Genomic DNA, 25,432 nt, shown 5'->3' with positions numbered 1-25,432 from the left:
GGAGCCTGCCCGCCGTGTCGCGACTATCGATAGCTGATACCGGGTGTCGCCGTACTGACGCGAGTGCCGGCCTTGCCCTGGACGATCGCTTCGATGTCCGAGAGCGAGCCAATCACCGCGACCTTTCCAGTATGACGGGCAAATTCGCAGGCTGCCTGCACCTTTGGCCCCATTGACCCGGCGGCAAAACCCTGACGTTCCAGTTCATCCGGGTGAGCCTGGGCGATGGCTTTCTGGCCAGGCTTGCCGAAGTCGATGTACGCCGCATTGACGTCGGTGGCGATCACCAGCAGATCGCTTTCGAGCTGTTCGGCCAGCAGCGCCGAGCACAGGTCTTTGTCGATCACCGCTTCGACGCCTTCGAGTTTTCCGGACGCCGTGTACAGGGTCGGAATACCGCCACCGCCGGCACAGATCACGATGCTGCCTTTCTCCAGCAGCCACTTGATCGGGCGGATTTCGAAGATGCGCTTCGGTCTGGGGCTGGCGACCACGCGGCGGAATTTGTCGCCGTCCGGAGCGATGGCCCAGCCTTTTTCGGCGGCGAGTTTTTCCGCCTCGGCCTTGGTGTACACCGGTCCGATGGGTTTGCTGGGCTTCTGGAACGCCGGGTCATTGGCGTCCACTTCGACCTGGGTCAACAGCGTGGCGAAGGGCACTTCGAAGTCCAGCAGGTTACCCAGCTCCTGTTCGATGATGTAGCCGATCATGCCTTCGGTTTCGGCACCCAGCACGTCCAGCGGGTAAGGCGACACCGAGGTGTAGGCCGCCGCTTGCAGCGACAGCAGGCCGACTTGAGGGCCATTGCCGTGGGCGATGACCAGTTCGTTGCCGGGATGGATCTTGGCGATCTGTTCGGTGGCGACCCGGATGTTGGCGCGCTGGTTGTCAGCGGTCATCGGTTCACCCCGGCGAAGCAGGGCGTTACCGCCCAGAGCAACGACGATTCGCATGGTGCATGTCCTTCTAAACAGAGAAGTCACAAACAGCCCGAACCCTTGTGGGAGCGAGCCTGCTCGCGAAGAGAGCGTGTCAGTCGACATCTAAATCGCCTGTTGCACCGCATTCGCGAGCAGGCTCGCTCCCACATTGACCGGGCTCCGTTCTTTAGAGGTCCGCCAGAGTCGACACCAGAATCGCCTTGATGGTGTGCATGCGGTTTTCCGCTTGCTCGAAGGCGATGCAGGCCGGTGACTCAAACACGTCGTCCGTCACTTCGATGCCGTTGGCCAGGTGCGGATACTGTTCGGCAATCTGCTTGCCGACCTTGGTATCGCTGTTGTGGAACGCGGGCAGGCAATGCATGAACTTGGTGCGCGGGTTGCCGGTGGCTTTCATCAGTTCGGCGTTGACCTGATACGGCAGCAGTTGCTTGATGCGTTCGGCCCAGGCTTCGACCGGTTCGCCCATGGATACCCAAACGTCGGTGTGGATGAAGTCCACGCCTTTGACCGCAGCTTTCGGGTCCTCGGTCAGGGTGATGCGGGCACCGCTTTCTTCCGCGTATTTTTTGCAGCGACCCACCAGGTCGTCCGCCGGCCACAGGGCTTTGGGCGCGCAAATGCGCACGTCCATACCGAGCTTGGCACCCACCAGCAGCAGCGAGTTGCCCATGTTGTTACGCGCATCGCCGAGGTAGGCGTAGCTGATTTCATGGATCGGCTTGTCGGCGTGTTCACGCATGGTCAGCACGTCGGCGATCATTTGCGTCGGGTGATATTCATCGGTCAGGCCGTTGAACACCGGGACGCCGGCAAACTTGGCCAGCTCTTCGACGATTTCCTGTTTGAAGCCACGGTATTCGATGGCGTCGTACATGCGCCCGAGCACCCGGGCGGTGTCCTTCATGCTTTCCTTGTGGCCGATCTGCGAAGAGTTGGGGTCGATGTAGGTGACATTGGCGCCCTGATCATAGGCAGCGACTTCGAAGGCGCAGCGGGTACGGGTCGAGGTCTTTTCGAAGATCAGCGCAATGTTGTTGCCCTTGAGGTGTTGCTGTTCCGTGCCGGTGTATTTGGCCCGCTTGAGGTCGCGAGACAGGTCGAGCAGATAACGCAATTCGCGAGGGGTGTGGTGTTCCAGGCTCAGCAGATTGCGGTTATGGATGTTGAACGCCATTTTGGATCTCCAGGGTGTCGGTTATCCCCTGGGTCCGCACTCGGTAAGTACGGACCGAGGTTTACAGGTTAGTAATCGATCGGGTCGCGAATGATCGGGCAGGTCATGCAGTGGCCACCGCCACGGCCGCGGCCGAGTTCGCCGGCGCTGATGGTGATGACCTCGACCCCGGCCTTGCGCAGCAGGGTGTTGGTGTAGGTGTTGCGGTCATAGCCGACGACCACGCCAGGTTCCATGGCGACCACGTTGTTACCGTCGTCCCACTGTTCGCGTTCGGCGGCGAAGCTGTTGCCGCCGGTTTCCACGACGCGCAGTGTTTTCAGATTGAGGGCCTTGGCCACGGTGTCGAGGAAGTTGGTTTTTTCGCGACGAATGTCGATGCCGCCTTGCTTACTTTCGTCCGGGCGCAGGGTGAAGGCAACGATCTGGTTCACCACTTCGGGGAAAATCGTCACCAGGTCGCGGTCGCAGAAGCTGAACACCGTGTCCAGGTGCATCGCTGCGCGGGATTTTGGCAGGCCGGCGACGATCACTTTCTCGACGGCTTTGTTCTTGAACAGGTTGACCGCCAGTTGGCCGATCGCCTGACGGGATGAGCGTTCACCCATGCCGATCAAGACCACGCCGTTGCCGATAGGCATGACGTCGCCGCCTTCAAGGGTGGAGCTGCCGTGTTCCTGGTCAGGGTCGCCGTACCAGATCTGGAAGTCGGCGTTGGTGAACTCGGGGTGGAATTTGTAGATGGCGGTCGTCAACAGTGTTTCCTGACGGCGCGCCGGCCAGTACATCGGGTTGAGCGTCACGCCACCGTAGATCCAGCAGGTAGTGTCACGGGTGAATTGGGTGTTGGGCAGTGGCGGCAGAATGAAGCTGGAATGGCCGAGGAAATCGCGGAACATCTTGATGGTCTCGCCACCGAAGCTGTCCGGCAGGTCATCGGCTGACACACCACCGATCAGGAACTCGGCGATCTTGCGCGGTTCCAGACTGCGCAGCCATGAACCCGTTTCATTGACCAGGCCCAGGCCGACCGAATTGCCGGTGATCTTGCGCTCCAGAATCCAGTCCAGGGCTTCGGGAATGGCAACGATGTCGGTCAACAGGTTGTGCATTTCCAATACATCAACGCCGCGCTCACGCATTTTGGTGACGAAATCGAAATGGTCGCGCTTGGCTTGAGCCACCCACAACACGTCGTCGAAAAGCAGTTCGTCACAGTTGTTCGGGGTCAGCCGCTGATGGGCCAGGCCGGGGGAGCAAACCATGACTTTGCGCAGCTTGCCGGCTTCGGAATGGACGCCGTACTTAACTTTTTCCGTGGTCATTACCGTGATCCTCCAGATGACAATTATTCAGCTGTTACATGGTCAGGAAGCCGTCATACAGCCCATAGGCCGCCACCAGGGCGCCCACGACGACGGCTGCGAAAATCAGCTTCTCGACGTTGGTGAAAACCGGTTTGTTGATTTCCATCTTGGCCTTGGCGAACAGAATCACGCCGGGCGCATAGAGCAGGGCGGACAGCAGCAGGTATTTGACGCCGCCGGCGTAGATCAGCCAGATCGCGTAAATCAGGGCGACAGCGCCGATAAGCAGGTCTTTGCGGCGCTCGGCCGCCGCGTTTTCATAAGTCTCACCGCGTACCGCCAACAGCAACGCATAGGCCGCCGACCACAGGTACGGCACCAGAATCATCGAGGTCGCCAGGTAGATCAGTGACAGGTAAGTACTGGCCGAGAACAGGGTGATGATCAGGAACAGTTGCACCATGGCGTTGGTCAGCCACAGGGCGTTGACCGGTACATTCTTGGCGTTTTCCTTGCGCAGGAACGCCGGCATGGTGTGGTCCTTGGCCGCGGCAAACATGATCTCCGCGCACAGCAGCACCCATGACAGCAATGCACCGAGCAGCGAAATGACCAGACCGACACTGATCAGCACCGCGCCCCAATGGCCCACCACGTGTTCCAGCACGGCGGCCATCGACGGGTTCTGCAGCTTGGCCAGTTCCGGTTGGGTCATGACGCCCAGCGACAGTACGTTCACCAGCACCAGGAACAGCAGCACGGTGATGAAACCGATCACGGTGGCTTTACCCACATCGGTGCGTTTTTCCGCCCGCGCCGAGAAAATGCTCGCGCCTTCGATGCCGATGAACACCCACACGGTGACCAGCATCATGTTGCGCACCTGGTTCATCACACTGCCCAGGTCGGGGTTCTTCAGGCCCCAGATGTCAGCAGTAAAGATGTCCAGTTTGAAGGCGAACAAGGTAATCAACATGAACAGCATCAGCGGCACGACCTTGGCGACAGTGGTCACCAGGTTGATGAACGCCGCTTCCTTGATCCCCTGCAACACGAGGAAATGCACGGCCCACAGCAGCACTGACGCGCCGATGACGGCGGCCACGGTATTACCTTCACCGAAGATCGGGAAGAAATACCCCAGCGTGCTGAACAGCAACACGAAGTAACCGACGTTGCCCAGCCAGGCACTGATCCAGTATCCCCAAGCGGACGAGAAACCCATGTAGTCGCCAAAACCGGCCTTGGCATAAGCGTAAACCCCGGCGTCCAGATCAGGCTTTCGGTTGGCCAGGGTCTGGAACACGAAGGCCAGCGTCAACATGCCTACGGCGGTAATTGCCCAACCAATCAGAATGGCGCCGACGTCAGCACTGACGGCCATATTTTGTGGCAAAGAGAAAATGCCGCCACCGATCATCGAGCCGACGACCAGGGCAACCAGTGCACCAAGTTTCAGTTTTCCGGGGGATTCAGACATTGCATGACTCCAATGCAGGAGAAGAGAGACAACAGATTAGTTCTGTTAGCAATTCAATCATCTGACTTAGATCAGTACATGGGTACATTCCATTGTAATTTGAAGGACTTATGCTCATTTCATTGGCATAGTGATTTCTCCGGAAAAGCCTTATCCAGAGGGCTTGGACAGAACAAACGGCAATACCCGGTATTGCTTTGAGTTTTTACGCTAGTTCGTTTTTGGGTTTCCGCAAATTTTCGACGTCCGATTGCAGTAGCGCTTGTGGATTAACGGTTTCATTCAACCCAAGTGTTCTTAGCAAGGCGCCTATATTCTGATCGGCTATAAATAAACGGGTCCCCGATTTGGCGTTATTTAATAAACGTAATTACGCTCTAGCCATTTAGTTAATGCCAACCAAGTGACGGTTTGATGGCTGTGCCAGAGCCCCGCCGCATCGGGAAATACATGGAGACCCAGGAATGTCGCAACCGACGCAAAAGCTTCGACTGAGTGCATTGATCGCCCTGGTGGTGGGCTCGATGATTGGTGGCGGCATTTTCTCTCTGCCTCAGAACATGGCAGAACGCGCCCATGCCGGTGCGGTGCTGATTGGCTGGGCAATTACCGCGGTTTTCTGTCGTTATGAGGCGTGTTCAAAGCTCCTCGTCTTCGGCACCGGGATAGAACCCATGCAGCAGGCGATAGCGGTCATGCCGTACCTGAGCGATACGGTCGAGGACCTGGCGCTCAGGGAAGCCCAGCATGATCAGGGCATGGGAGGCGAGCATCAGGCTGGACTCGAGTAACTCGGGCACCACTTCGCTGGCACCGGCCGCTTTCAACTCGGGACTCTGGCTGTCGTCCCGCGTACGCACCAGGATCGGCACGTCCGGATTGATGCGGCGCGCCTCCTTCACCACCTGCAGGGCAACCTCGGCTTTGTCGACGGCTATGACCACCAGGCTGGCACGCTCCAGGCCCACGGCGACGAGTAGCTCGCCACGATGAGAGTCGCCGTAATGCACAGCGCTTTCGGCCACGGCGGCTTCCCGAACCCGGACCGGGTCATTATCGAGGGCGATGTAGGGCTGCCGGGCCTTGTGCAGGATGCGCCCGATGGATTGCCCCACGCGACCGTAACCACAAATCACCACATGGCCCTGCACCTCGGCGTTGAGCGCACTGATTTCCTCCAGCTTCACTTCTTCATTGGGTTTGCGGTGCAGATGTGCGGCAATCCAGGGGGCGGCGCGCAGCAGCGACGGGGTGACCACCATCGAGCAGAAGGTCGCCGCCAGCAGCAAGCTGCCGAGCCCGGCAGGCATCAGGTCGTTTTGCTGCATCTGCGCCATCAATGCAAAGCAGAACTCGCCACCCTGGGCCAGGGCCAGGCCGCTACGCCAGGCGGTCTCCCGGTCGCTGCCCCGGAATTTGACCAACAGCGCGACCACGCTGCCCTTGATCAACAACAACGCCAGGGTCAGCCCGAGGATCACCAGGCCGTGACTGGCGAACAGGCGCAAGTCGATCAGCATGCCGATGCTGATGAAAAACACGCCGAGCAGTATGTCGCGAAACGGCCGCAGATCGGCCTCGATCTGGTGCCGGTAGTGGCTTTCCCCCAGCAACATGCCGGCGAGAAATGCGCCCAGGGCAGGGGAGAGACCGATCAGGTGCGTCAGCCCGGCGGTCAGCAGGACGATCACCAGGGCCAGCAAGACGAACAGTTCCGCCGAGCGTGCCGCCGCGACTTCATGGAACAGGCGCGGCAATACCCAGCGACTGAGCAGGGACAGCCCGACGAACAACACCACGGTTTTTCCCAGGGTCAGGGGCAGCGCCCAGTACCAGGCTTGATCGCTGTTGCCGGCGAACACCGGCACCAGGGTCAGCAACAACACCGCGACCACGTCCTGGAACAGCAAAACGCCGATGGCGTTCTGGCCGTGGCTGCTGAAGATTTCGCCGAGGCTGGTCAGCTCCTTGCTCACAATGGCCGTGGAAGACAGCGCCAGGCCGCCACCGAGTAACAGTGCAGGCGTGGTCGGCACGCCGGCGAGCATCAGCAATGCGCCCAGCACCGCCCCGGACACCAGCACTTGAAGGCTGCCCAGGCCAAAGACAACCTGGCGCAGCGCGATCATTTTCGACAGGGAAAACTCCAGCCCGAGCGAGAACAGCAAAAACACCACGCCCAGTTCGGCGAGCAGCGGCAGCGCTTCACTGTCATCCACCCAGCCGAATGCCTTGGGGCCGACGATCAGGCCCACAAAGAGATAACCCAGCACCGGTGGCAATCGCAGGCGATAGAACAGGGAAATGACGACCAGCGAGGAGGTGAGGATGATGATCAGACTGACGAACATAGAGACTCCATGATGGTGCAAGGTGCGGCCACGAATGCCGCGCCAGTGAGGCTCAAGGCGAATGGTCGATGTCAGGTTCGGTCCTGATTCTTTGAATCGGCCATGGCGGATAACGCCTGGCCAGCGTGTCTTTACGCAGGGAGTGTAGTCCGCGCAAAAAAGCCGACGGGGTTTGCTCGCACCAGTGCGGCAGCCATATCGATTCAAACTACACTCACAGGGGGGCTGGAAACGGACTGTTACAAGGCCGGCGCCCGCACAGGCCCGCGAACCTGAATCGCAGGGCATCCAATGGCGAGAAATCTGCCAAGGCTGGAAGCATGCAAAGCGCCGCAGAACATAAGTCCTCACGTGTGCTCGATCCTGTCGAGCGAGTTACGGAAGTGATCTTCGGTCTGCTCATGGCCATGACTTTCACGGGAACGATCAGCGTGGTCGCGGCAGACCAGGAGGCGGAACGCGTGATGATGATTGCCGCGCTCGGCTGCAACCTCGCCTGGGGACTCGCGGATGCTGTGATGTATCTGCTGCGAACGCTGATTGAACATACCCGCAGTCGCACGCTATTGAAAAAGCTGTGCAGCGACGCGGATGCGGCCACCGGGCAGGCGCTCATCGCCGACGCACTACCGCCACGCCTGGCGACAGCGGCCGGTGCCGACGGCCTGGAATTGTTGCGCCGACGCCTGGCCGAGACTCCCGCCATGCCTGCACCGCCGCGACTTGGCCTGAATGACTTCAAGGGCGCTCTCGGTGTGTTCCTGCTGGTGGTGCTCTCGACGTTTCCACTGGTGATCCCGTTTCTGTTGCTCGAACAGACGAGGCTGGCGGTGCGGGTGTCCAACCTGGTCGGACTGGTGGTGCTCTTTGCGGCGGGCTGGGTTCTGGCGCGTTACGCAGGCGCCAGGCCATGGCAAGGCGCGACTGCACTGACAATCACCGGTGCCTTGCTGATCTGCGCAATCATTGCGCTCGGCGGGTAAGCGGCCAGGCATGTTTCAGGTCCCGGCAGGCGCTCCTGTCGGGGTGAACTTTTGTAAGTCAGTGACTCTTCTTCGTGAGGTCTTGAACATGGCAAAGGGTAAAAAAGGCAGCTCCAAGGGCACTTCCGCTGAAAGCCCGAAACTGACAAACAAAGCGTATCTGGCGCAATTGCGCCTGTTGCATATCGAACTGGTCAAGCTTCAGGAGTGGGTCCTGGCAAAGGGCATCAAGGTCTGTATCGTCTTCGAGGGGCGCGACGGTGCCGGCAAGGGCGGGACGATCAAGGCGCTGACCGAGCGCGTCAGCCCCAGGGTCTTTCGGGTAGTGGCCTTGCCAGCCCCGACCGACCGCGAAAAAAGCCAGATGTATGTGCAGCGCTATCTGCCGCACCTGCCCGCGGCCGGTGAAGTGGTGATCTTCGATCGCAGTTGGTACAACCGTGCGGGCGTCGAGCGGGTAATGGGATTCTGCAGCGAAGAACAGGTGAAAAATTTCCTGAAATCGCTGCCCTTGGTGGAGCATGCGATCGTCAACTCGGGTGTCATCCTGCTCAAGTATTGGCTGGAGGTCAGTGAGCAAGAGCAGACCCGTCGGCTCGAGGCGCGTATCCAGGACGGACGCAAAATCTGGAAGCTTTCCCCCATGGATCTCAAGTCCTACAGTCGCTGGTACGACTACTCGCGCGCCCGTGACGAGATGTTCAAGGCAACCGATACCGAATTTGCACCTTGGCTGGTTGCGAATTCGAACGACAAGCGCCGGGCGCGCCTCAATATCATCACCGACCTGCTCAGCCGCATCCCCTACCAGAGTGTTCCGCGCGAGAAGGTGAAGTTGCCCAAGCGGCAGAAGCCTGATGGCTATCGCGAACCGGATTATCCTTACAGGAAAATCCCGCAAAAATTCTGACCGGTACGTCCGCGCGAACCTGCGCCATCGCCAGAGGGCTGAAGTCCCATGAATCAATCGGATACGACGCCACCCGAGCCGGGGCGGATTGCGCGCAAGGAAACAGGCGCGGACCAACCTGGCTGGAGCCGCTGGTTGCCGGGCCTGCGAGTGCTGCGCAGCTACAAGGCTGCCTGGCTGCAGCACGATATCGTCGCCGGCCTGGTGCTCACGACCATGCTGGTGCCGGTCGGTATCGCTTATGCGGTGGCATCGGGGGTCCCCGGTATCTATGGCCTCTACGCGACCATCGTGCCGCTACTCGCCTATGCGCTGTTCGGGCCCAGCCGGATTCTGGTACTGGGGCCCGATTCCTCGCTGGCGGCGGTGATCCTCGCCGTGGTCCTGCCATTGTCCGGCGGCGACCCGCAGCGCGCGATCGCCCTGGCGGGCATGATGGCGATCGTCTCGGGGACGGTGTGCATCCTGGCCGGTGTGGCGCGGCTGGGTTTCGTCACGGAGCTGTTGTCCAAACCCATTCGCTATGGGTACATGAACGGGATCGCGTTGACGGTATTGATCAGTCAGCTACCGAAGTTTTTCGGTTTTTCGATCGAGTCGGACGGCCCTCTGCGAAACCTCTGGGCCATCGCAACCGCCGTGATGAATGGAAAGACCAACTGGGTCACGTTTGCGATTGGCGCCGCCACCCTGGCGGTGATCCTGCTGCTCAAAGACAAAAAGCGTGTGCCGGGCATCCTGATTGCGGTGGCGGGCGCCACCGTTGCCGTTGGTTTGCTGGACCTGGCGACGCACAACGTCGCGATCCTCGGCTCACTGCCGCAAGGCTTGCCGGCATTCGCCATTCCGTGGATCACCACTGACGATATCGTCCCGGTGATCATCGGCGGTTGCGCCGTCGCCCTCGTGTCGTTCGCCGACACCAGTGTGCTTTCCCGCGTGTATGCGGCGCGCACCCGTTCCTATGTCGACCCGAACCAGGAAATGGTAGGGCTCGGCGTCGCCAATCTGGCGGGTGGGTTGTTTCAAGGCTTCCCGATCAGCAGCAGTTCATCGCGCACCCCCGTGGCCGAAGCGGCGGGGGCCAGAACCCAACTGGCCGGCGTCGTCGGTGCGCTGGCGGTCGCCGTGTTGCTGATGGTGGCGCCGGACCTGCTGCACAACCTGCCGACCAGTGCGCTGGCGGCGGTGGTGATTGCCTCGGCGATTGGCCTGATCGAGGTCACCGACCTGCGACGAATTTATCGCATTCAGCAATGGGAATTCTGGCTCTCGATAGTCTGTACGGTCGGGGTGGCCGTGTTTGGCGCGATCGAGGGCATCGGCCTGGCGATCGTCATTGCGGTCATCGAGTTCCTGTGGGACGCCTGGCGCCCGTACTCTGCCATTCTGGGACGCGCCGAAGGCGTGCAAGGCTTTCACGACATCAAGCGTTATCCCGGCGCGCGCATGCTGTCCGGGCTGGTGTTGTTTCGCTGGGACGCACCGTTGTTTTTCGCCAATGCCGAGCTGTTCAGCGACCGCGTGCTGGACGCCGTGGCCGCATCCCCGACGCCCGTGCGTTGGCTGGTCGTGGCGGCAGAGCCGGTGACCAGTGTCGATGTGACCTCCGCCGACATGCTCGCCGAGCTGCACCAGACCTTGCACGAAGCCGGCATCGAATTGTGCGTGGCGGAAATGAAGGACCCGGTCAAGGACAAGCTGAAGCGATTCGGACTTCTCGCGAAGTTTGGCGAGGCGGCGTTCTTCCCGACGGTGGGCTCGGCCGTCAGCAACTACCTCCAACGCTATCCCGTAGAGCATCGGGAGGGAAATGACCTGGATCTCGAGTAAGCCATCACGATGGCGATAGAGCGGGCCCTGGCGGTTTAATCATGGTTGCGTTTTCGGCACATCGGTTACGGTCAGTTTGTCTGCCTGATTCACCCAGCCGCCGCCGGTTGCCTTGTACAGATCAATCATGCTGGTGAACACCGAGCCACGGGTGCGGGTGTAGTTCAACTCGGCGTCAAACAGGCTGCGCTCGGCGTCCAGCACTTCGATGTAGCTGGTGTAGCCGTTGTCGTAGCGCAACCGTGCGTAATGGGCGTAGGTGCTCAGTGCCTCGACCTGCCTGGCCTGGTAGGCCATCTGTTCTCTGGATTTGCTCGACGCGACCAAGGCATTTTCCACGTCCCTGAACGCCGATTGAATCGACTGTTGGTAGATCAGCAGCGCTTGTTGTTGGAAGGCTTCGGCTTGTTGCACCTGCCCGGCGATACCGCCGGCGGTGAAGATCGGCATGCTCGCCGCAACACCATAGGACCAGGTGGAAGCGGGCCCGGTGAACAGGTTCGACAGCTGGCTGCTGGCAGAGCCCAACAGCCCGGTCAGGGAAATGGTCGGGAAGTACTGGGCCTTGGCTGCGCCAATCTGGGCATTGGCCGAGATCAGGTTCAGTTCGGCCTGACGCAAATCAGGTCGCCGTTCGAGCAAATCCGACGGTAAGCCGGCCGGCACCGTTGGCAGACTCAGTTGGGCCAGGTCACGCCCGCGGATGATCGGCCCCGGATTGCGTCCGAGCAGAACGGCCAGGGCGTTCTCCTGTTGTGCGACCAGGGGTTCGAATTGCGCAACCGACGCCTGGGTGCGCTCGTATTCGGACTGGTTCTGCGCCAATTCCATTTCGGAAATGGTGCCGGCACCGTAGCGCAGCTTGAATATTTCGTAGGATTCACCGCGCGCCTTGGCGGTCGTGCGGGCGATTTCCAGCTCGCGGTCGAGATCGCGCAGGGTCACGTAACTCGACGCGACTGACGCCACCAGGCTCAATATGACGCTTCGACGGCCTTCTTCCGACGCCAGCAGATCGGCACGGGCGGATTCGTCGAGGCGGCGCAAACGGCCCCAGATATCCAGTTCCCAGTTCACGCTGAGAATCGCCTGGTAGTTGTTGAACACCGGATCCACCGACGGATCGAGCGGCACCGGCCCATTGTCTCGCTGCGAGCGGGACCGCTGACCCTGGGCGCCCAGCCCGACTTGTGGAAACAGCAGGGAGCGGGTCTGGCCGTAACGACCCTGGAATTCCTCGACTCGCGCGGCGGCAATCTTGATGTCCTTGTTTTCGAGCAGCGCGGTGCGGATCAAGTCATTCAGGACCGGGTCCTGGAACTGCTCCCACCACAGCGTGTTCGACAGGTTCTTCGCTTCCTTGTCCGCGTAACGGTAGGCCGCCGGGGTTTCAATTGTCGGGTGCTGGTAGTCAGGTCCCACCATGCAACCCGCCAGGCCCAGGCACAACAACAGTGGGAAAGGGGGCTTACGCATTTCAATCCCCCTCATGTCTGTTTTGTGCCGCGCCGTCGGGAAGCTGCGGAGCCTGTGTCAGTGCAGCCGGTTTGGCAGGTTTTTGCACGGCGTCCTTCTCCCCGAACATTCGTTCCACCAGGTAATAGAAGAGGGGGATGAAGAAGATCGCGATCACCGTCGCCGCCAGCATGCCGCCGATCACCCCGGTGCCGATGGAGTGGCGACTGTTTTCGGAGGCGCCGACGGCAATGGCCAGCGGAACGCAGCCGAGGATGAACGCCAGGGACGTCATCACGATAGGGCGCAGACGTTCTTTAGCAGCAGTCATGGCGGCGTCGTAGGCCGACATGCCGTTTTCCCGGTTCAGCACCGCAAACTCGAAAATCAGGATGGCGTTCTTGGCGGCCAGCGCCACCAGCATGGTCAGTCCGATCTGGAAGTACACGTCGTTGCTCAAGCCCCGAAGGAGGACGGCGAGCAGAGCACCGAACAAGGCAAAAGGCACCGCCAGCAGTACACCGATCGGCAGCGACCATTTTTCGTACTGCGCGGCGAGGATCAGGAACACCATCACCAGGCCGAAGATGAACACCTGGGAAGAGGCACCGCCGCTCTTTTTCTCCTCGAACGCCTCGCCGCTCAAGGCCAGCGAGTAGTCGTTGGTCATGATTTCGGCGCTGATCTCTTCCAGGGCCTTGAGCGCCTGGCCGGAGCTGTAACCGGGTGCGGGGTTCGCCGTGAGTTTGACCGCCGGGAAGTTGTTGAAACGGGTCAGCAGGTCGGGGCCGGTGACGTAGCGGGTGGTCAGCACGGCCTTGAGCGGCACCATGTCCAGGTTCTTGCTGCGCACGAAGATCTCCTGCAGGTCCTCGGCTTTCAAGCGATAGGCCGGTTCGGCCTGCAAAATCACCTGCCACAGGCGACTGAACTTGTTGAACTGGGACACGTACAGCGAGCCGAACATGGTCTGCATGGCGCTGTAGACATCCTCCACCGGCACCCCGAGGGATTCCGCTTTTTCCCGGTCGACATCAACCATCAACTGGCGGGAAAACACATTGAAGGTGGAGGTGATGGCGCCGAGTTCCGGACGTTCCTTGGCCTTCGCCAGCAGGCTGCCCACCATTTCCGCCAGTTGATCGACGTTACCGTCGCCCTTGCTTTGAACCCAGACCTCCATGCCGCCGGTGGTGCCCAGCCCGGGAATGGACGGTGGGTTGACCGGCAGGATGATCCCGCCCTGAACCGTGGAAAACGCCCGCGCGGCCTTCTGGATCACCGCCGGGGCGCTTTGTGCCTTGATGGTTTCGGAGTCCTTGTAACGCTTCTCGAAATCCTTGAAACCGACGAAAAACGCACCCGCGTTATTCTTGTTCTGGCCATCCAGCAGGCTGTAGCCGTTCACAATGGCGACGCCTTCGACCGCCTCGTCGTTCATGAAGAAGTCACTGGCCACTTTGCCCACTTCACCGGTGCGATCCAGGCTGGCGGCGTCGGGCATGATCACCGCGCCAAGCAAGTAGCCCTGGTCCTCCGGTGGCAGGAACGCACTGGGGATGCGCTCTGCCATCAACAGGATCAGCACGATCATCCCGGCAAAGAGCAGCAACGCCAGGACGAAGCGCTTGATCATGAAGGCCACTGAGCGTGAGTAGCCCTCGGTCATGCGCTCGAAGTTGCGTTCGAACCAGCGGAAAAAGGCGTTCTTGTCGCCGTGCTGCGGTTTGAGCAAAAGGGAGGCCAGGGCGGGGGACAGGGTCAGGGCGACCAGGCCGGAAATCACCACGGAAATGGCGATGGTGATCGCGAACTGTTTGTAGAGCTGACCGGTGATACCGCCCATGAAGGCCACCGGAATAAACACCGCGCACAGCACCAGCACGATGGCCACCACCGGGCCTGCCACTTCATCCATCGCCCGTTTGGCTGCGTCCTTGGGCGTCATCTTGTGAACATGCATGTTGCGCTCGACGTTTTCGATCACCACGATCGCGTCGTCGACCACGATACCGATGGCCAGCACCATGCCGAACAGCGTCAGCATGTTCACCGAAAACCCGAGGGCGGACATGCCGATGAACGTGCCGACGATCGACACCGGCACCGCGATCACCGGAATGAGCGTCGCCCGCAGGCTCTGGAGGAAGATGTAGACCACGATGACCACCAGCACCAGGGCTTCGAAGAAGGTGTGGATCACCTCGGAAATCGAAGCACGGGTAAAGTCCGTGGTGTCCATCACGATCTTGTATTCGATGCCTTCGGGAAACGTGGCCTTCATGTCCGACAGGGTCTTGGTCACCGCTGCGGAAACGTCGAGGGCGTTGGCGCCGGGTTGCTGATACACGGCAATCAGCGTCGCCGGCCGACCCTGATAGGTGCTGCGCAGGGAATAGTCTTTTTGCCCGAGCTCGGCGCGGCCGACGTCCTTGAGTCGAACGATGGCTGCGCCGTTATTGCTGGCGCGCAAGATAATGTTTTCGAACTCCGAAGGTTCGGTCAGGCGTCCCTTGGTGGTGACGGCAAACGACTGCTCGACGGCTTGCCCCGTTGGCGACTGGCCAACCCGGCCCACGGCGAACTGCTGGTTCTGATTGGCGACGGCTTTCTGCACATCGGCAGCGGTGATGCCCAGCTGGGCCATGCGGTCAGGCTTGAGCCAGATCCGCATGGCGTAGTCCGGCGTGCCGAAGATGCTGGCCTGGTTCGCCCCCGGAATCCGCTTGATCGCATCGAGGATATAGAGGTTGGCGTAGTTGGCGACGTAGGTGCTGTCATAGCGGTCGCCGGCGGAATACACGGCAAGCACCATCATGAACGCCGAGGATTTTTTCTGGACCTGGATGCCCTGGCTCTGCACGGCGGAGGGCAGTTGCGGCAAGGCCAGGTTGACCCGGTTCTGCACGTCGACCTGGGCCAGGGACGGATCGGTGCCGATTTCGAAGAAAACGTTGAGGGTCATGTTGCCCGTCGCGGAGCTCGACGAGTTCATGTAGATCATGTTGTCGGCGCCGTTGACCTGCTGCTCGATGGGTGCGGCCACATTATTGGCCACGACCTGTGCATCGGCCCCGGGGTATGTCGCGGCCACCGTAATCTGTGGCGGCGTGATGTCCGGGTACTGCGCGACGGGCAGCTTGAGCATGGCCACTGCACCGGCCAGGGTGATGATGATGGAAATCACCGAGGCGAAGATGGGCCGATCGATGCAATAGTGAGAAATGCTCATTGGCTTTTCCCGCCATTGGCTTTTGCCGGTTGCCCGTCGGCGGCGCCTGTGGAAGCGGCGCCAGGCGCATCGACAATATTCAATGGCCCGCCTGGCGTGACCCTGATCGCGCCATCGACCACGATGCGCTCGCCGGCCCGCAGGCCCTTGTTGATGAACCAGTTGTCACCCTGCCAGTCACCCACTTCAACCACCCGTTGCTCGGGTTTGCCTTCGGCATTGAGGACCCATACGAAGTGACTTCTGGCACCTTCGAGCACGGCCTTTTGCGGTACAAGAATGGCATTGGGCCGGGACGCGCCTTTGGCCAGGGCCCGCACAAACTGACCGGGGCGGAGCAGGCCATCGGGGTTGGCGAGCACTGCGCGAACCAGGAAGGTGCCGGTGCCCTGGCTATAGGAAGGCGCCAGAAAATTCAACTTGCCCTTGTTGGGGAACACGGTGCCGTCCGCCAGGACTACCTCAACGATAAATTCACTGCGCGGCGGGAAAATGAGATGGCCGGCGGCGATTTCGTCGCGGTACTTCAGTGTTTCGTTTTCCGAGAGGCTGAAATTGACGTACATCGGGTCCATCTGTGACACCGACGTCAGCAACCCCGACTCGCCTGGCGTCACATAGCTGCCTTCCTGCTTCTTGGCATAGCTGGAAAGCCCGTTGAGGGGCGAGGCGATGGTGGTGTAACTGAGGTTCAACTGTTCGGTACGCACAGTACCCTCTGCGGCCAGCACGGCAGCACGGGTTTCACGCTCGTTGCCCACGGCATTGTCCAGGTCCATCTTGCTGACTGCATTCTGCGCCGCCAGTGGCTTGACCCGGGCCAGCGTAGCCTTGGCCACCTCCCAGCGGGCCTGTTGCTGGGCCAGTTGACCCTGGGCCGACACCAGCGCGGCCTCAAAGGGTTTACGGTCCATCTGGAACAGTGTCTGCCCGGCTTTCACCAGATCGCCTTCGGTGTACAGCCGCTTATCCAGGAATCCGGCGACGCGAGCACGGATTTCCACCTCTCGGGAACTCTGGGTCTGGGCGACGAATTCGAAGGTCACTGGCGTGTCGCGGGCGGTGACCGTCATGACCGTGACTTCAGGCGGCTTGCGCGCCGGGGAAACCGGTTCCTTTCCGCAGCCGGCAAACAGGACGCAAATCCCCAGCAGACTGGCAACTGGCAGGCCGAAACCGCTGGAAAATTTCACGCCACCCATACCAATGCTCCCTCAGGTCGATGAAGCAAGCGTAGCTAGCATTGCTTTGGATACCAGTGGCGAGGGGCGTTTTTGATTCAAAAAAAAACGGTGATTGTGATGTTCTACTGAGGAGCGCTTTTTGACGAGCCGGTAAGCATGACACCACCGGCTTTACGCGTACTTTTACGAGAGGATCGGGTCATCCGGACGTTCGCAATTCACCGTCAGCGGTTATTGCGCCAGATGGAAAAATTCAACGCAGCCGCTACACACAGCCAGGCAAGGTAAGGAAAGAGGATCAGGCCAGTGATGACGTCAAGCCGCAATGCCATCAACACCATTGCCGCGACGACCAGCCAGAGCAGTGCCAGGATCAGCATGGCGGCGAAGAGGCGATGAGCGCCGAAGAACACCGGAGTCCAGAGTGTATTAAGTGCGATCTGCGCCGCCCATAAAGCCAGCACCGCCTGACTTCCGGGTATCAGGGTCAACCGGTATCCGGCCCAGGCGAGGAGCAGATAGATCGACGACCAGGCGACGGGAAACACCCAATTGGGCGGTGTGAAGCCGGGTTTGACGAGAGACTCGTACCATGGACCCGGTTTGAACAGCAGGCCGGTGGTGGCGGCAGCAGCGCAGGCGAGAAGAAAAATGAAAAAGGTCATCACCAGTCCTTGATTGAGGTCAGTTGTCCGGGGTTACAAAGCCAGGTCGGCGTTCTTAAAGAAAAGACGCTCGGCGAAGCGAAAAGTTTGGGTCGAGGGATGACATTTCCCGGATCGCTGCTTTTCCCGGTGCAGGCGCCCTGGCCGGGATTAGCGTAGTTCAGGATTTCCAGCATCTTTAATCCAGGTGCTCAGTTCCGTAACCATTTTGTTGACCTCACTGTCTTCCCGTTCCGAAGGGCGAACGATGGCGTTCCAGGCGATGTCGAGGCCGTCATTCAGGGCCGCCCATGCCAGCTCCCCGCGCTCCAGGCTGGGGGTCACCAAATCCCGTTGCAGTATGCTGATTCCGTACCCTGAACGAACCAGTTCGACGATGGCTTCGATCAACTCCACGGTGATCATGCGCCGCGGCAAGATGCTGGCGGGGGCGAAGAACCGATCATATTCCCAGCCACTGGCGCGATCGGTTGAGTAGGTCACCAGGTTGTAGGTCTTGAAGTCTTCGGCGTAGATATTTTTCCTTCCCGCAAGGGGATGGTCGGTGGCCATGATCGCAATCAAATCGTCGCGGAACAGCGGCAACTTTGCGACGCCGCTGGGCACCATGCCGTCATCGATGATGGACACATCAAGCCGACCTTGCATCAAGCTCGCATAAACGTCGTTGCGCGGCACCGTCACCAGTGTGATTTCGATGTCCGGCCGCAGGTTTGAATAATGCTTGATGAATTTGGGTATCCAGCGAAACGGTCCGTAGGAGGTGACCCCCATACGAACAAAAGCTGTAACGCCTCCAGCCATGGACCGGGCCTCGGACTCGGCTTCGTTCAGGATCGCGATGATGTCCTTGGCGGCCCGTTCCAGGCGCACGCCGGCAGGGCTGAGTCTTAGTTTTCCTCCGGATCGTTCTGTCAGGCTCACACCCAGTCGCCGTTCCGCCTCGCGTATGCGGTGACTGACGGCGGAGGGCGTCAGCCATAGGCGCTCGGCAACGGCCGTCACTGAATCGACTTCCGACAGGGTTTGCAGCATTACGAGGTGATCCAGAGTGAGTCTCATAGGGGAGGCGACCTGAAAATAATTCACAAATTTACGTAAAATAATGAGCGTGACTTGTTTTTTGCTCCGGTGCAATCTGGTTTCAGCAACAGCCCATCGGAGAACAACAACATGACAAAGCTTGCCTTAACCCCTGCAGCCACTCTGGGCGATATCGTCGACCTCGAGCGTTATCCCATTACCGATCGAACCAACCCGGCGTATCAGGCGCTGGTGACCCGAAGCCAATCCCTGCTCGGCGAAGAAGGCGTTGCAATCTTTCCGGGGTTCGTCCGCGATGAAGTGGTCGCCACGATGGCGGATCAAACCCTTGCGCTGCACCCGCGCATGTTCCCTTTCCGGGAAAGCCACACGGTGTATTTCAAGCCTCAGGACGACAGCGTTGAACCGACGCACCCGCTGCGACGATTGATGAGCACCGAGAAAGATACGGTCGCCTACGCCGATATCCCGACAGACCATCTGATCCGGCAGATTTACCAGTCGGACGAAGTGCTTTCGTTCATTCGCGATGTACTGAATCTGGACGTGCTCTATCGCCATGCAGATCCATTGGCGGCGCTTAATCTGCAAGGTTTCTCGGCGGGGCAACAGTTGGGTTGGCACTTTGATCGTTCAGACTTCAGCGTGACGCTGTCGCTTCAGGCGGCGACACCCGGTGGCGATTTTGAGTATGTACGCATGCTGCGTAACGAGAACGACGATTGCTATGACGCGGTCAGGCAATTCCTCGACAACCCCGCGACCCAGAAGATAGAAGTTCTGCCGCAGGTGCCCGGAACGCTGACGTTGTTCCGTGGCCGTTACTCGCTGCACCGTGTGACGCCGGTGGTGGGGGACAGGCTCAGGCTCAACGCGGTATTTGCCTACGTGGATCAGCCCAATGTCGAGTTCAGCGACTATGCGCGTAAATTGTTCTACGGACGCACGTCGGTAGAACCGCTGGTTTAAGTTCAGCAGCACTCACAATAAAAACAGTCGATTCACTTCTTCGCTTCACGTGTATGCACAGGCACTTGTCCACCTTCGAACAGTGGGTCTCGTTTTGCAGGTGCAGCACGCAACAGCTCGCTGCCCCCAATAATAATTTCGGAGCGTCTGATCATGAAATACAGGAAGAACTTGCTGGCCTCGTTACTGACCCTTGGCGTACTGGTTGCCAGTGCTTCAAGCCAGGCATCAGGGTGGTGCGACTCAGGCAAGTCGGTGAAGTTTGCCGGTCTGAACTGGGAGAGCGGGATGCTGCTCACCGACATCATGAAGATTGTGCTCAAGGAAGGGTACGGCTGTGCAACCGACGAGTTGGTCGGCAATACCATCATTCTCGAGACCGCTCTGGCCAGCAACGACATCCAGGTATTCGGCGAAGAGTGGATGGAGCGTAGTGAAGTCTGGAAAAAGGCGGCGGCTGCCGGCAAGGTCGTGGCGATCGGCTCGCCGATCATCGGCGCCGTTCAGGGCTGGTACGTGCCGCGTTATGTGGTCGAAGGGGACGCAAAGCGCAATATGCCGGCACGGGCGCCAGACCTGAAGACGGTCGCTGACCTGAGCAAATACCCCGAGGTTTTTCGCGACGCGGAAGAACCATCCAAAGGCCGCTTCTACAACTGTCCGGCAGGTTGGATCTGCGAACAGGAAAACACGGAGATGTTGAAGGAATACGGTCTTGAAAACACCTTCGTCAACTTCCGTCCGGGAACCGGTGCTGCCCTGGATGCCGCAGTACTGTCCAGCTATAAGCGCGGGGAACCGGTGCTGTTCTACTACTGGTCGCCGACGCCGCTGATGGGACAGATCGATGCAATACGGCTGGAAGAGAAGCCGGGTGTCGACAAAAACGTGGTGACCAAAGTCGGCATCTCCAAAGCCTTCCATGAGCAGGCACCCGAGCTGGTGGCGGTGCTGGAGAAGGTCAATATCCCCATCGAACTGTTGAATCAGAACCTGGCGAGGATGACCAGGGAGCGTATCGAGTCACCCAAACTGGCCCGAATCTTCCTCAAGGAACACCCCGAAGTGTGGCATGCCTGGGTGGATGACGCGGTCGCCAGCAAAATCCAGGCGGCGCTTTAATCGGTAATGAGGGCAAGGACGCCCGCCAGCCATAACGCCTTTCGCAACACCGAATTCACGACTGACTTTCTTGCTTCTATCCAGAGGCAGCCTTTTTTGCGTGCGGAATTTTATGAACAAGATCAAATCACGAGCGGCTGTGGCGTTCGCGGCCAACCAGCCCCTGCAAATTGTCGAAGTCGACGTGGCACCCCCGCAAGCCGGGGAAGTACGGGTCCGGATCGTGGCAAGCGGTGTCTGCCATACCGATGCCTTCACCCTGTCCGGTGCCGATCCGGAAGGTATCTTTCCGGTGATTCTCGGCCACGAAGGCGGCGGTATCGTCGAAGCCGTGGGTGAGGGGGTGACCTCCCTGGCGGTGGGCGATCATGTGATCCCGCTGTACACCCCGGAATGCGGCGAGTGCAAATTCTGCCGGTCCGGCAAGACCAACCTCTGCCAGAAGATCCGTGCCACCCAAGGCCAGGGCCTGATGCCGGATGGCACCAGTCGTTTTTCCTGCCAGGGCCAACCCATCTTCCATTACATGGGCACCTCGACCTTTTCCGAATACACCGTGCTGCCGGAAATCTCCCTGGCCAAGATCCCCAAGGATGCACCGCTGGACAAGGTCTGCCTGCTCGGTTGCGGCGTGACCACCGGCATCGGTGCGGTGCTTAACACCGCCAAGGTGGAAGAGGGTGCCAGCGTGGCCATCTTCGGCCTGGGTGGCATCGGCCTGGCGGCGATCATCGGCGCCACCATGGCCAAGGCCGGCCGCATCATCGCCATCGATATCAACCCGGCCAAATTCGAGATCGCCAGGCAACTGGGCGCCACCGACTTCATCAACCCCAGGGATTACGCCAGGCCGATCCAGGAAGTGATCGTCGAGATGACCGAGGGCGGCGTCGATTACTCCTTCGAGTGCATCGGCAACGTCCAGCTGATGCGTGCGGCGCTTGAATGCTGCCACAAGGGCTGGGGCGAGTCGGTGATTATCGGCGTCGCCGGTGCCGGGCAGGAAATCAGTACCCGTCCGTTCCAGTTGGTGACCGGTCGCGTCTGGCGCGGTTCGGCTTTTGGCGGCGTGAAAGGGCGCAGCGAACTGCCCAGCTATGTCGAGAAGTCCCGCACGGGCGAAATCCCGCTGGAGACCTTCATCACCCACACCATGGGCCTGGAAGACATCAACCGGGCCTTCGACCTGATGCATGAAGGCCGCAGCATCCGCACCGTCATTCATTTCGATCGCTGATTCAACCACTTCCACCCACCGTGTCTTTACCAGAGAGAACATCACAATGAGCATCTTTACCCATGTCACCGTCGGCACCAACGATCTGCAAAAAGCCCGCGACTTTTACGACAAAGTCCTCAGCGCACTGGGCCAGAAGCGCCTCGCCGACCTCGATGACAATGGCTCGATCTGGGGACAGGACGCCCCGTCCTTCTTCGTGCTGAAACCGGCCAACGGCGCCCCGGCGAGCGTGGGCAACGGTGTCACGGTCAGCTTTGAAGCACCTGATCGCGCCGCGATCGATGCCTTCCACGCCGCCGCGCTGGCCAATGGCGGCACCGATGAAGGCGCACCGGGCCCTCGTGGCTGGGCGCCTAATGCCTATGCGGCTTATGCCCGCGACCTCGACGGTAACAAGCTGGCGGCGTACTGCTTCAAGCCTGCCTGGTAAGCGTCAGGGCGGGGCTTGATTCAAGCCTCGCCTTTCACGACGCCACGAAATCGACCCTTGGTCGCCTCTCGACTGCTCAGGCCTTTTAAGGTGTCTACTGCTCATTAGGGCCTGCAGATACAGAGAGGAGTGCATGATGAGCAACGAACAAATGGCACCCGAAACGAAAGGTGTCGCGGTGCAGTTACTCGCAACGATCGACCTGGGTCCCGAGATCGAGGGCATGGCCGGGCGCCAACTCAGGATGCGTTTGGTGACCATCGAGCCTGGAGGCGTGTTCGGGCCGGTGCACAACCATGTCGACAGGCCGGGCATCGTCTACATATTGCAAGGAACGATCACCGATCACCGAAATGGAACGGCCACCGACTACGGGCCGGGAGTGGGCTGGCCTGAAGACCGGAACACCACCCACTGGCTTGAAAACAGGGGAACGGTCGCGGCGTGTGAGATCTCGGTCGACATCGTCAGGCAAGCGTAAGCTCAGCGGGACATCCGCATTGCCAGCGGACCGGCTAGAGTCCGCTGCGCGCTTATTACTCTTCTTCTCTCAACACATTGATCCGTCCCGATTTTTCTGCGGCCAGCAGCATGGCATGGTCTTTTGCATTCTGATCGGCATAGGCGATGGCAAATTTGCCGATGGCCTGGTCGAAGGAATCCGTCTTGCCCAGGTAGCCGCTGATGAGTGCAGCATCCCCGGATTTGGCGTGGGCACGGGCCAGGGTCAGGCCGCAGCACTCGGCGTACAGCTTCATTCGCGTGGCGGATATACCCTCGATGGGCGCTGACATCTTCATGTCGCGCAGCTGACGTACAAAAAAGTAGCGACCGTTCTGACTGCGTGTCCAGCCCAGGAAGATATCGCTGGACGACTGCATCAGGCGTTGCCCCGTGACGACACGTTGGCCCTGGTTCTCGTATTCGCTCTTGCCCGCATAGGGCGCCAGCACCGAGGGACAGGCCTCCTTGAATTGCAGGAGCAGCGGGTGATTTTCTGCGGAAAAGAACAGGCCGACGAAACAATAGGTTCCGACGCTACCGATCCCGACGGCCTTGACCGCAATGTCTTCGAGGCGATAGCGATCGAAGAGCACCCGCCGTTCATGGGGCAGCGACAATCGATAGTCTTGCAGCGTCAGGCGCACGTTTTTCATGAAGCCTTTTTCATACACATGAAACAGTATCGGGGGTTGATCGATCAGGCGCCGCCGTCCGCCGACTTCACTGCTGATCTTGGGGTAGAGGTAATCGCCGACGCGCATCCTGGCCTTTGCGATCACTTGCTCGCGAAACTTCTTGATCTCTGAATTGGGCGCCATGTCGATGATCGATTGGGCATCCAGTCGGTCATACCAGACATCCAGTGGGCTCATCTTCGAATGCTGGCGCAGGCTTTCGCGGTAGGCTCGAACGCTTTCGACGGCGATGGCCCGTGCGTCTTTATCGCTGAGGCGGTTATCCCGCGCGGCCACGGCAAAACTGATCGCCAGGCGTTTGACATCCCACTCCCAGGGGGCTGGAAGCGTTTCGTCGAAATCGTTGATGTCGAATATCAGGTTGCGCTCAGGTGTGGCGAATAACCCGAAGTTCATCAGGTGACAATCGCCGCAGGCCTGCACCTGAATGCCGGTGGTCGGCGTCTTGGCCAGGTCATGCGCCATCAAGCCCGCAGAGCCACGCAGAAAAGTGAAAGGACTGCGCAGCATGCGGCCGTAGCGCACCGGCACCAGATTGGGCAATCGATAGCGGTTGGAGACTTCGAGGAGTTCGATGGGGTCACGATGTTTGCGCGGGGGTTTCCATACAGCGTGATCCGCATGGGGCACGCGCTCGCGTACTTGTTCACCTTCGTACAGACGCTCCTTGCGCGAGTGAAAGACCAACTCGTCCCCGTGGTCTTCCGATTGCGCTGTCTTGCTATGGGCGGGGCTATTTTTGCGGGGAGGCATGTCCACTCCTTTGCTCAACGAAGTCAGACTCGCTTGGGCACGGGATCCGGGAATGCGACTGCTCCATCAGCCCACAGAAAGTGCGTGTGCCGGTTTCCTGAAAGCGGCGAAGTACATTGTTTCAAGCGTAGCAGCTCCCGCGACGGATCATGGCGCACCGGTAGAGGTAGAGGTTTTTTTCTTCCTCGACCGATGGCCCCGATCGTTGCGGCTCTCTGCTAGGGAAGCGCGTAGACCTTGAACAGTTTTTTCGCCATGTCGCTGATGCCTCCCAGGTAGGTATTACAGGCCTGTTCGATTTCGCCCGACCTGTACATTTCGCTGAGAGCGGTATCCACCAGCAAGCGGAAATTTTCGTCGTCTCGATCAAGGGCCATCGCGATCGGTGAATACTCGAACACCCGATCCAGCAGGACCAGTTTTGCTGCGGAGGGGTGCGTGGCGAGGAGATTGCTCAGTATGACGCGTTCGGCAAAAAAGGCATCGGCCTTGCCTTCGGCGACCAGGTTGACACCCGCTTCAGTGTTCTTGACCGTGACCAGGGTGGCCACCACGCCGAGCAAATGCATTTGCTGGCGGATCCATGTCTCGGTGATCCCGCCAGCGGTGGTGACATAGGTTTGATCGGACAGCCCATGATTGACCGTCGCCCGCCAGGTCGGCCCGGTACGGGCGACTTTGCCGTTGAGGACATTGAGCAGCGCGTCGGGGGCTTTCTGGCGCACCACCACCGAAAGGCCGGCGGTGTAGATCGGTACCGAGTAGCTCACCTGCTTGCGACGCGCCAGGGTAGGCGGGCTGGGCGTACAGAGGATGTCGATCTTGCCCGTGCTGATGGCCGTTATCGCGTCGTCGACGGAGACCGGTTGGTAACGTACCTGCAAGTCGGGCAAGCCCAGCTCGACTTTGACTTTGTCAGCGATTTTCTGGCAAAGCTCGATCGCATAACCGCTGGCCTTGTCGCCTGCCTGGACACTGAATGGGGCCAGGTCCGGCAGGTAGCCGAGCGTGAAGGTGTGACTCGCCCGGATGCGTTCAAGGGTACTGGCATCGGCCAGTGCCGGCACCATGGCGAGCAGGCTGACCAGCAGCAAGTGGGTGGCTTTGATCCGTTGTACGTTCATATCCTGGCGCCCCGCATTCGAATGTCTGTGTTG

At 59.9% G+C, this 25,432-nt stretch carries 20 protein-coding genes and 1 pseudogene; 9 read left to right on the top strand and 12 right to left on the bottom strand.

Going from position 1 to position 25,432, the window contains the following annotated elements; translation table 11 throughout:
* Window positions 1-23: 23 nt before the first annotated feature.
* The 4 genes from arcC to arcD form a co-directional block, all read right to left on the bottom strand.
* On the bottom strand, window positions 24-953 hold the full coding sequence (gene arcC / locus ACX3YF_RS24540) for a carbamate kinase (protein ID WP_130204269.1): 930 nt from the start codon (window positions 951-953) through the stop codon (window positions 24-26).
* A 154-nt stretch (window positions 954-1,107) separates the two neighbouring features.
* Window positions 1,108-2,118 (bottom strand): ornithine carbamoyltransferase, encoded by a 1,011-nt coding sequence (locus ACX3YF_RS24535; RefSeq protein ID WP_090461679.1) that lies wholly within the window; start codon window positions 2,116-2,118, stop codon window positions 1,108-1,110.
* 68 nt (window positions 2,119-2,186) lie between these two features.
* Window positions 2,187-3,443, bottom strand: a complete 1,257-nt coding sequence (arcA, locus tag ACX3YF_RS24530) for an arginine deiminase (RefSeq protein WP_130204270.1) — start codon at window positions 3,441-3,443, stop codon at window positions 2,187-2,189.
* Between the two features lie 34 nt (window positions 3,444-3,477).
* Window positions 3,478-4,905, bottom strand: a complete 1,428-nt coding sequence (arcD, locus tag ACX3YF_RS24525; protein WP_448647892.1) for an arginine-ornithine antiporter — start codon at window positions 4,903-4,905, stop codon at window positions 3,478-3,480.
* Window positions 4,906-5,369: 464 nt separating this feature from the next.
* On the opposite strand from arcD, the pseudogene ACX3YF_RS24520 reads away from it, so the two are divergent.
* Window positions 5,370-5,522 (top strand): annotated as a pseudogene (locus tag ACX3YF_RS24520) (arginine-ornithine antiporter); the annotation flags it as partial.
* A gap of 21 nt (window positions 5,523-5,543) precedes the next feature.
* On the opposite strand, the gene ACX3YF_RS24515 reads toward ACX3YF_RS24520, so the two are convergent.
* Entirely contained in the window at window positions 5,544-7,256 is a 1,713-nt protein-coding gene (locus ACX3YF_RS24515; protein WP_130204273.1) for a cation:proton antiporter, read from the bottom strand.
* A gap of 320 nt (window positions 7,257-7,576) precedes the next feature.
* Between ACX3YF_RS24515 and ACX3YF_RS24510 the strand changes: the two genes are divergently transcribed.
* The 3 genes from ACX3YF_RS24510 (at window position 7,577) to ACX3YF_RS24500 (ending at window position 10,982) form a co-directional block, all read left to right on the top strand.
* The gene (locus ACX3YF_RS24510) at window positions 7,577-8,239 is read left to right on the top strand and encodes a VIT1/CCC1 transporter family protein (RefSeq protein ID WP_130204274.1); all 663 of its coding nucleotides are present in this window, start codon (window positions 7,577-7,579) and stop codon (window positions 8,237-8,239) included.
* Between the two features lie 88 nt (window positions 8,240-8,327).
* Entirely contained in the window at window positions 8,328-9,149 is an 822-nt protein-coding gene (gene ppk2 / locus ACX3YF_RS24505; protein WP_458974473.1) for a polyphosphate kinase 2, read from the top strand.
* A 48-nt stretch (window positions 9,150-9,197) separates the two neighbouring features.
* Window positions 9,198-10,982 (top strand): SulP family inorganic anion transporter, encoded by a 1,785-nt coding sequence (locus tag ACX3YF_RS24500; protein ID WP_130204276.1) that lies wholly within the window; start codon window positions 9,198-9,200, stop codon window positions 10,980-10,982.
* A 39-nt stretch (window positions 10,983-11,021) separates the two neighbouring features.
* On the opposite strand, the gene ACX3YF_RS24495 is transcribed toward ACX3YF_RS24500, so the two are convergent.
* The 5 genes from ACX3YF_RS24495 to ACX3YF_RS24475 form a co-directional block, all read right to left on the bottom strand.
* The gene (locus tag ACX3YF_RS24495) at window positions 11,022-12,458 is read right to left on the bottom strand and encodes an efflux transporter outer membrane subunit (protein ID WP_458974472.1); all 1,437 of its coding nucleotides are present in this window, start codon (window positions 12,456-12,458) and stop codon (window positions 11,022-11,024) included.
* 1 nt (window position 12,459) lies between these two features.
* Complete coding sequence (locus tag ACX3YF_RS24490; protein ID WP_458974471.1) at window positions 12,460-15,669, bottom strand: efflux RND transporter permease subunit; 3,210 nt, start codon at window positions 15,667-15,669, stop codon at window positions 12,460-12,462.
* Window positions 15,666-16,871 (bottom strand): efflux RND transporter periplasmic adaptor subunit, encoded by a 1,206-nt coding sequence (locus tag ACX3YF_RS24485; RefSeq protein ID WP_448647896.1) that lies wholly within the window; start codon window positions 16,869-16,871, stop codon window positions 15,666-15,668. The genes ACX3YF_RS24490 and ACX3YF_RS24485 overlap by 4 nt, the downstream gene beginning before the upstream one ends.
* Window positions 16,872-17,077: 206 nt before the next feature.
* The gene (tspO, locus tag ACX3YF_RS24480) at window positions 17,078-17,518 is read right to left on the bottom strand and encodes a tryptophan-rich sensory protein TspO (RefSeq protein ID WP_130204279.1); all 441 of its coding nucleotides are present in this window, start codon (window positions 17,516-17,518) and stop codon (window positions 17,078-17,080) included.
* A 150-nt stretch (window positions 17,519-17,668) separates the two neighbouring features.
* Complete coding sequence (locus tag ACX3YF_RS24475; protein WP_130204280.1) at window positions 17,669-18,580, bottom strand: LysR family transcriptional regulator; 912 nt, start codon at window positions 18,578-18,580, stop codon at window positions 17,669-17,671.
* A 111-nt stretch (window positions 18,581-18,691) separates the two neighbouring features.
* On the opposite strand from ACX3YF_RS24475, the gene ACX3YF_RS24470 reads away from it, so the two are divergent.
* The 5 genes from ACX3YF_RS24470 (at window position 18,692) to ACX3YF_RS24450 (ending at window position 22,804) form a co-directional block, all read left to right on the top strand.
* The gene (locus tag ACX3YF_RS24470) at window positions 18,692-19,531 is read left to right on the top strand and encodes a HalD/BesD family halogenase (protein ID WP_458974470.1); all 840 of its coding nucleotides are present in this window, start codon (window positions 18,692-18,694) and stop codon (window positions 19,529-19,531) included.
* A gap of 153 nt (window positions 19,532-19,684) precedes the next feature.
* Window positions 19,685-20,653 carry a glycine betaine ABC transporter substrate-binding protein gene (locus ACX3YF_RS24465; protein ID WP_288100768.1) on the top strand — a complete coding sequence of 323 codons (969 nt, stop codon included), beginning with the start codon at window positions 19,685-19,687 and terminating at the stop codon, window positions 20,651-20,653.
* A 112-nt stretch (window positions 20,654-20,765) separates the two neighbouring features.
* Window positions 20,766-21,890 (top strand): S-(hydroxymethyl)glutathione dehydrogenase/class III alcohol dehydrogenase, encoded by a 1,125-nt coding sequence (locus ACX3YF_RS24460; RefSeq protein WP_449105528.1) that lies wholly within the window; start codon window positions 20,766-20,768, stop codon window positions 21,888-21,890.
* Between the two features lie 46 nt (window positions 21,891-21,936).
* Window positions 21,937-22,323 carry a VOC family protein gene (locus ACX3YF_RS24455; protein WP_458974469.1) on the top strand — a complete coding sequence of 129 codons (387 nt, stop codon included), beginning with the start codon at window positions 21,937-21,939 and terminating at the stop codon, window positions 22,321-22,323.
* Between the two features lie 136 nt (window positions 22,324-22,459).
* Window positions 22,460-22,804, top strand: a complete 345-nt coding sequence (locus ACX3YF_RS24450; RefSeq protein ID WP_130204285.1) for a cupin domain-containing protein — start codon at window positions 22,460-22,462, stop codon at window positions 22,802-22,804.
* A gap of 55 nt (window positions 22,805-22,859) precedes the next feature.
* Here ACX3YF_RS24450 and ACX3YF_RS24445 read toward each other — a convergent pair whose 3' ends face one another.
* Together ACX3YF_RS24445 and ACX3YF_RS24440 are read right to left on the bottom strand one after the other, a co-directional pair.
* Window positions 22,860-24,032, bottom strand: a complete 1,173-nt coding sequence (locus ACX3YF_RS24445; protein WP_353852599.1) for a DUF2252 domain-containing protein — start codon at window positions 24,030-24,032, stop codon at window positions 22,860-22,862.
* Between the two features lie 461 nt (window positions 24,033-24,493).
* Window positions 24,494-25,399 carry an amino acid ABC transporter substrate-binding protein gene (locus tag ACX3YF_RS24440; protein ID WP_458945289.1) on the bottom strand — a complete coding sequence of 302 codons (906 nt, stop codon included), beginning with the start codon at window positions 25,397-25,399 and terminating at the stop codon, window positions 24,494-24,496.
* Between the last annotated feature and the right edge of the window lie 33 nt (window positions 25,400-25,432).

It is taken from the genome of Pseudomonas fluorescens group sp. PF-69 (assembly GCF_054481235.1).
The sequence above is the reverse complement of the archived record's forward strand: the minus strand, read 5'-3'. Positions and strand labels throughout refer to the sequence as shown.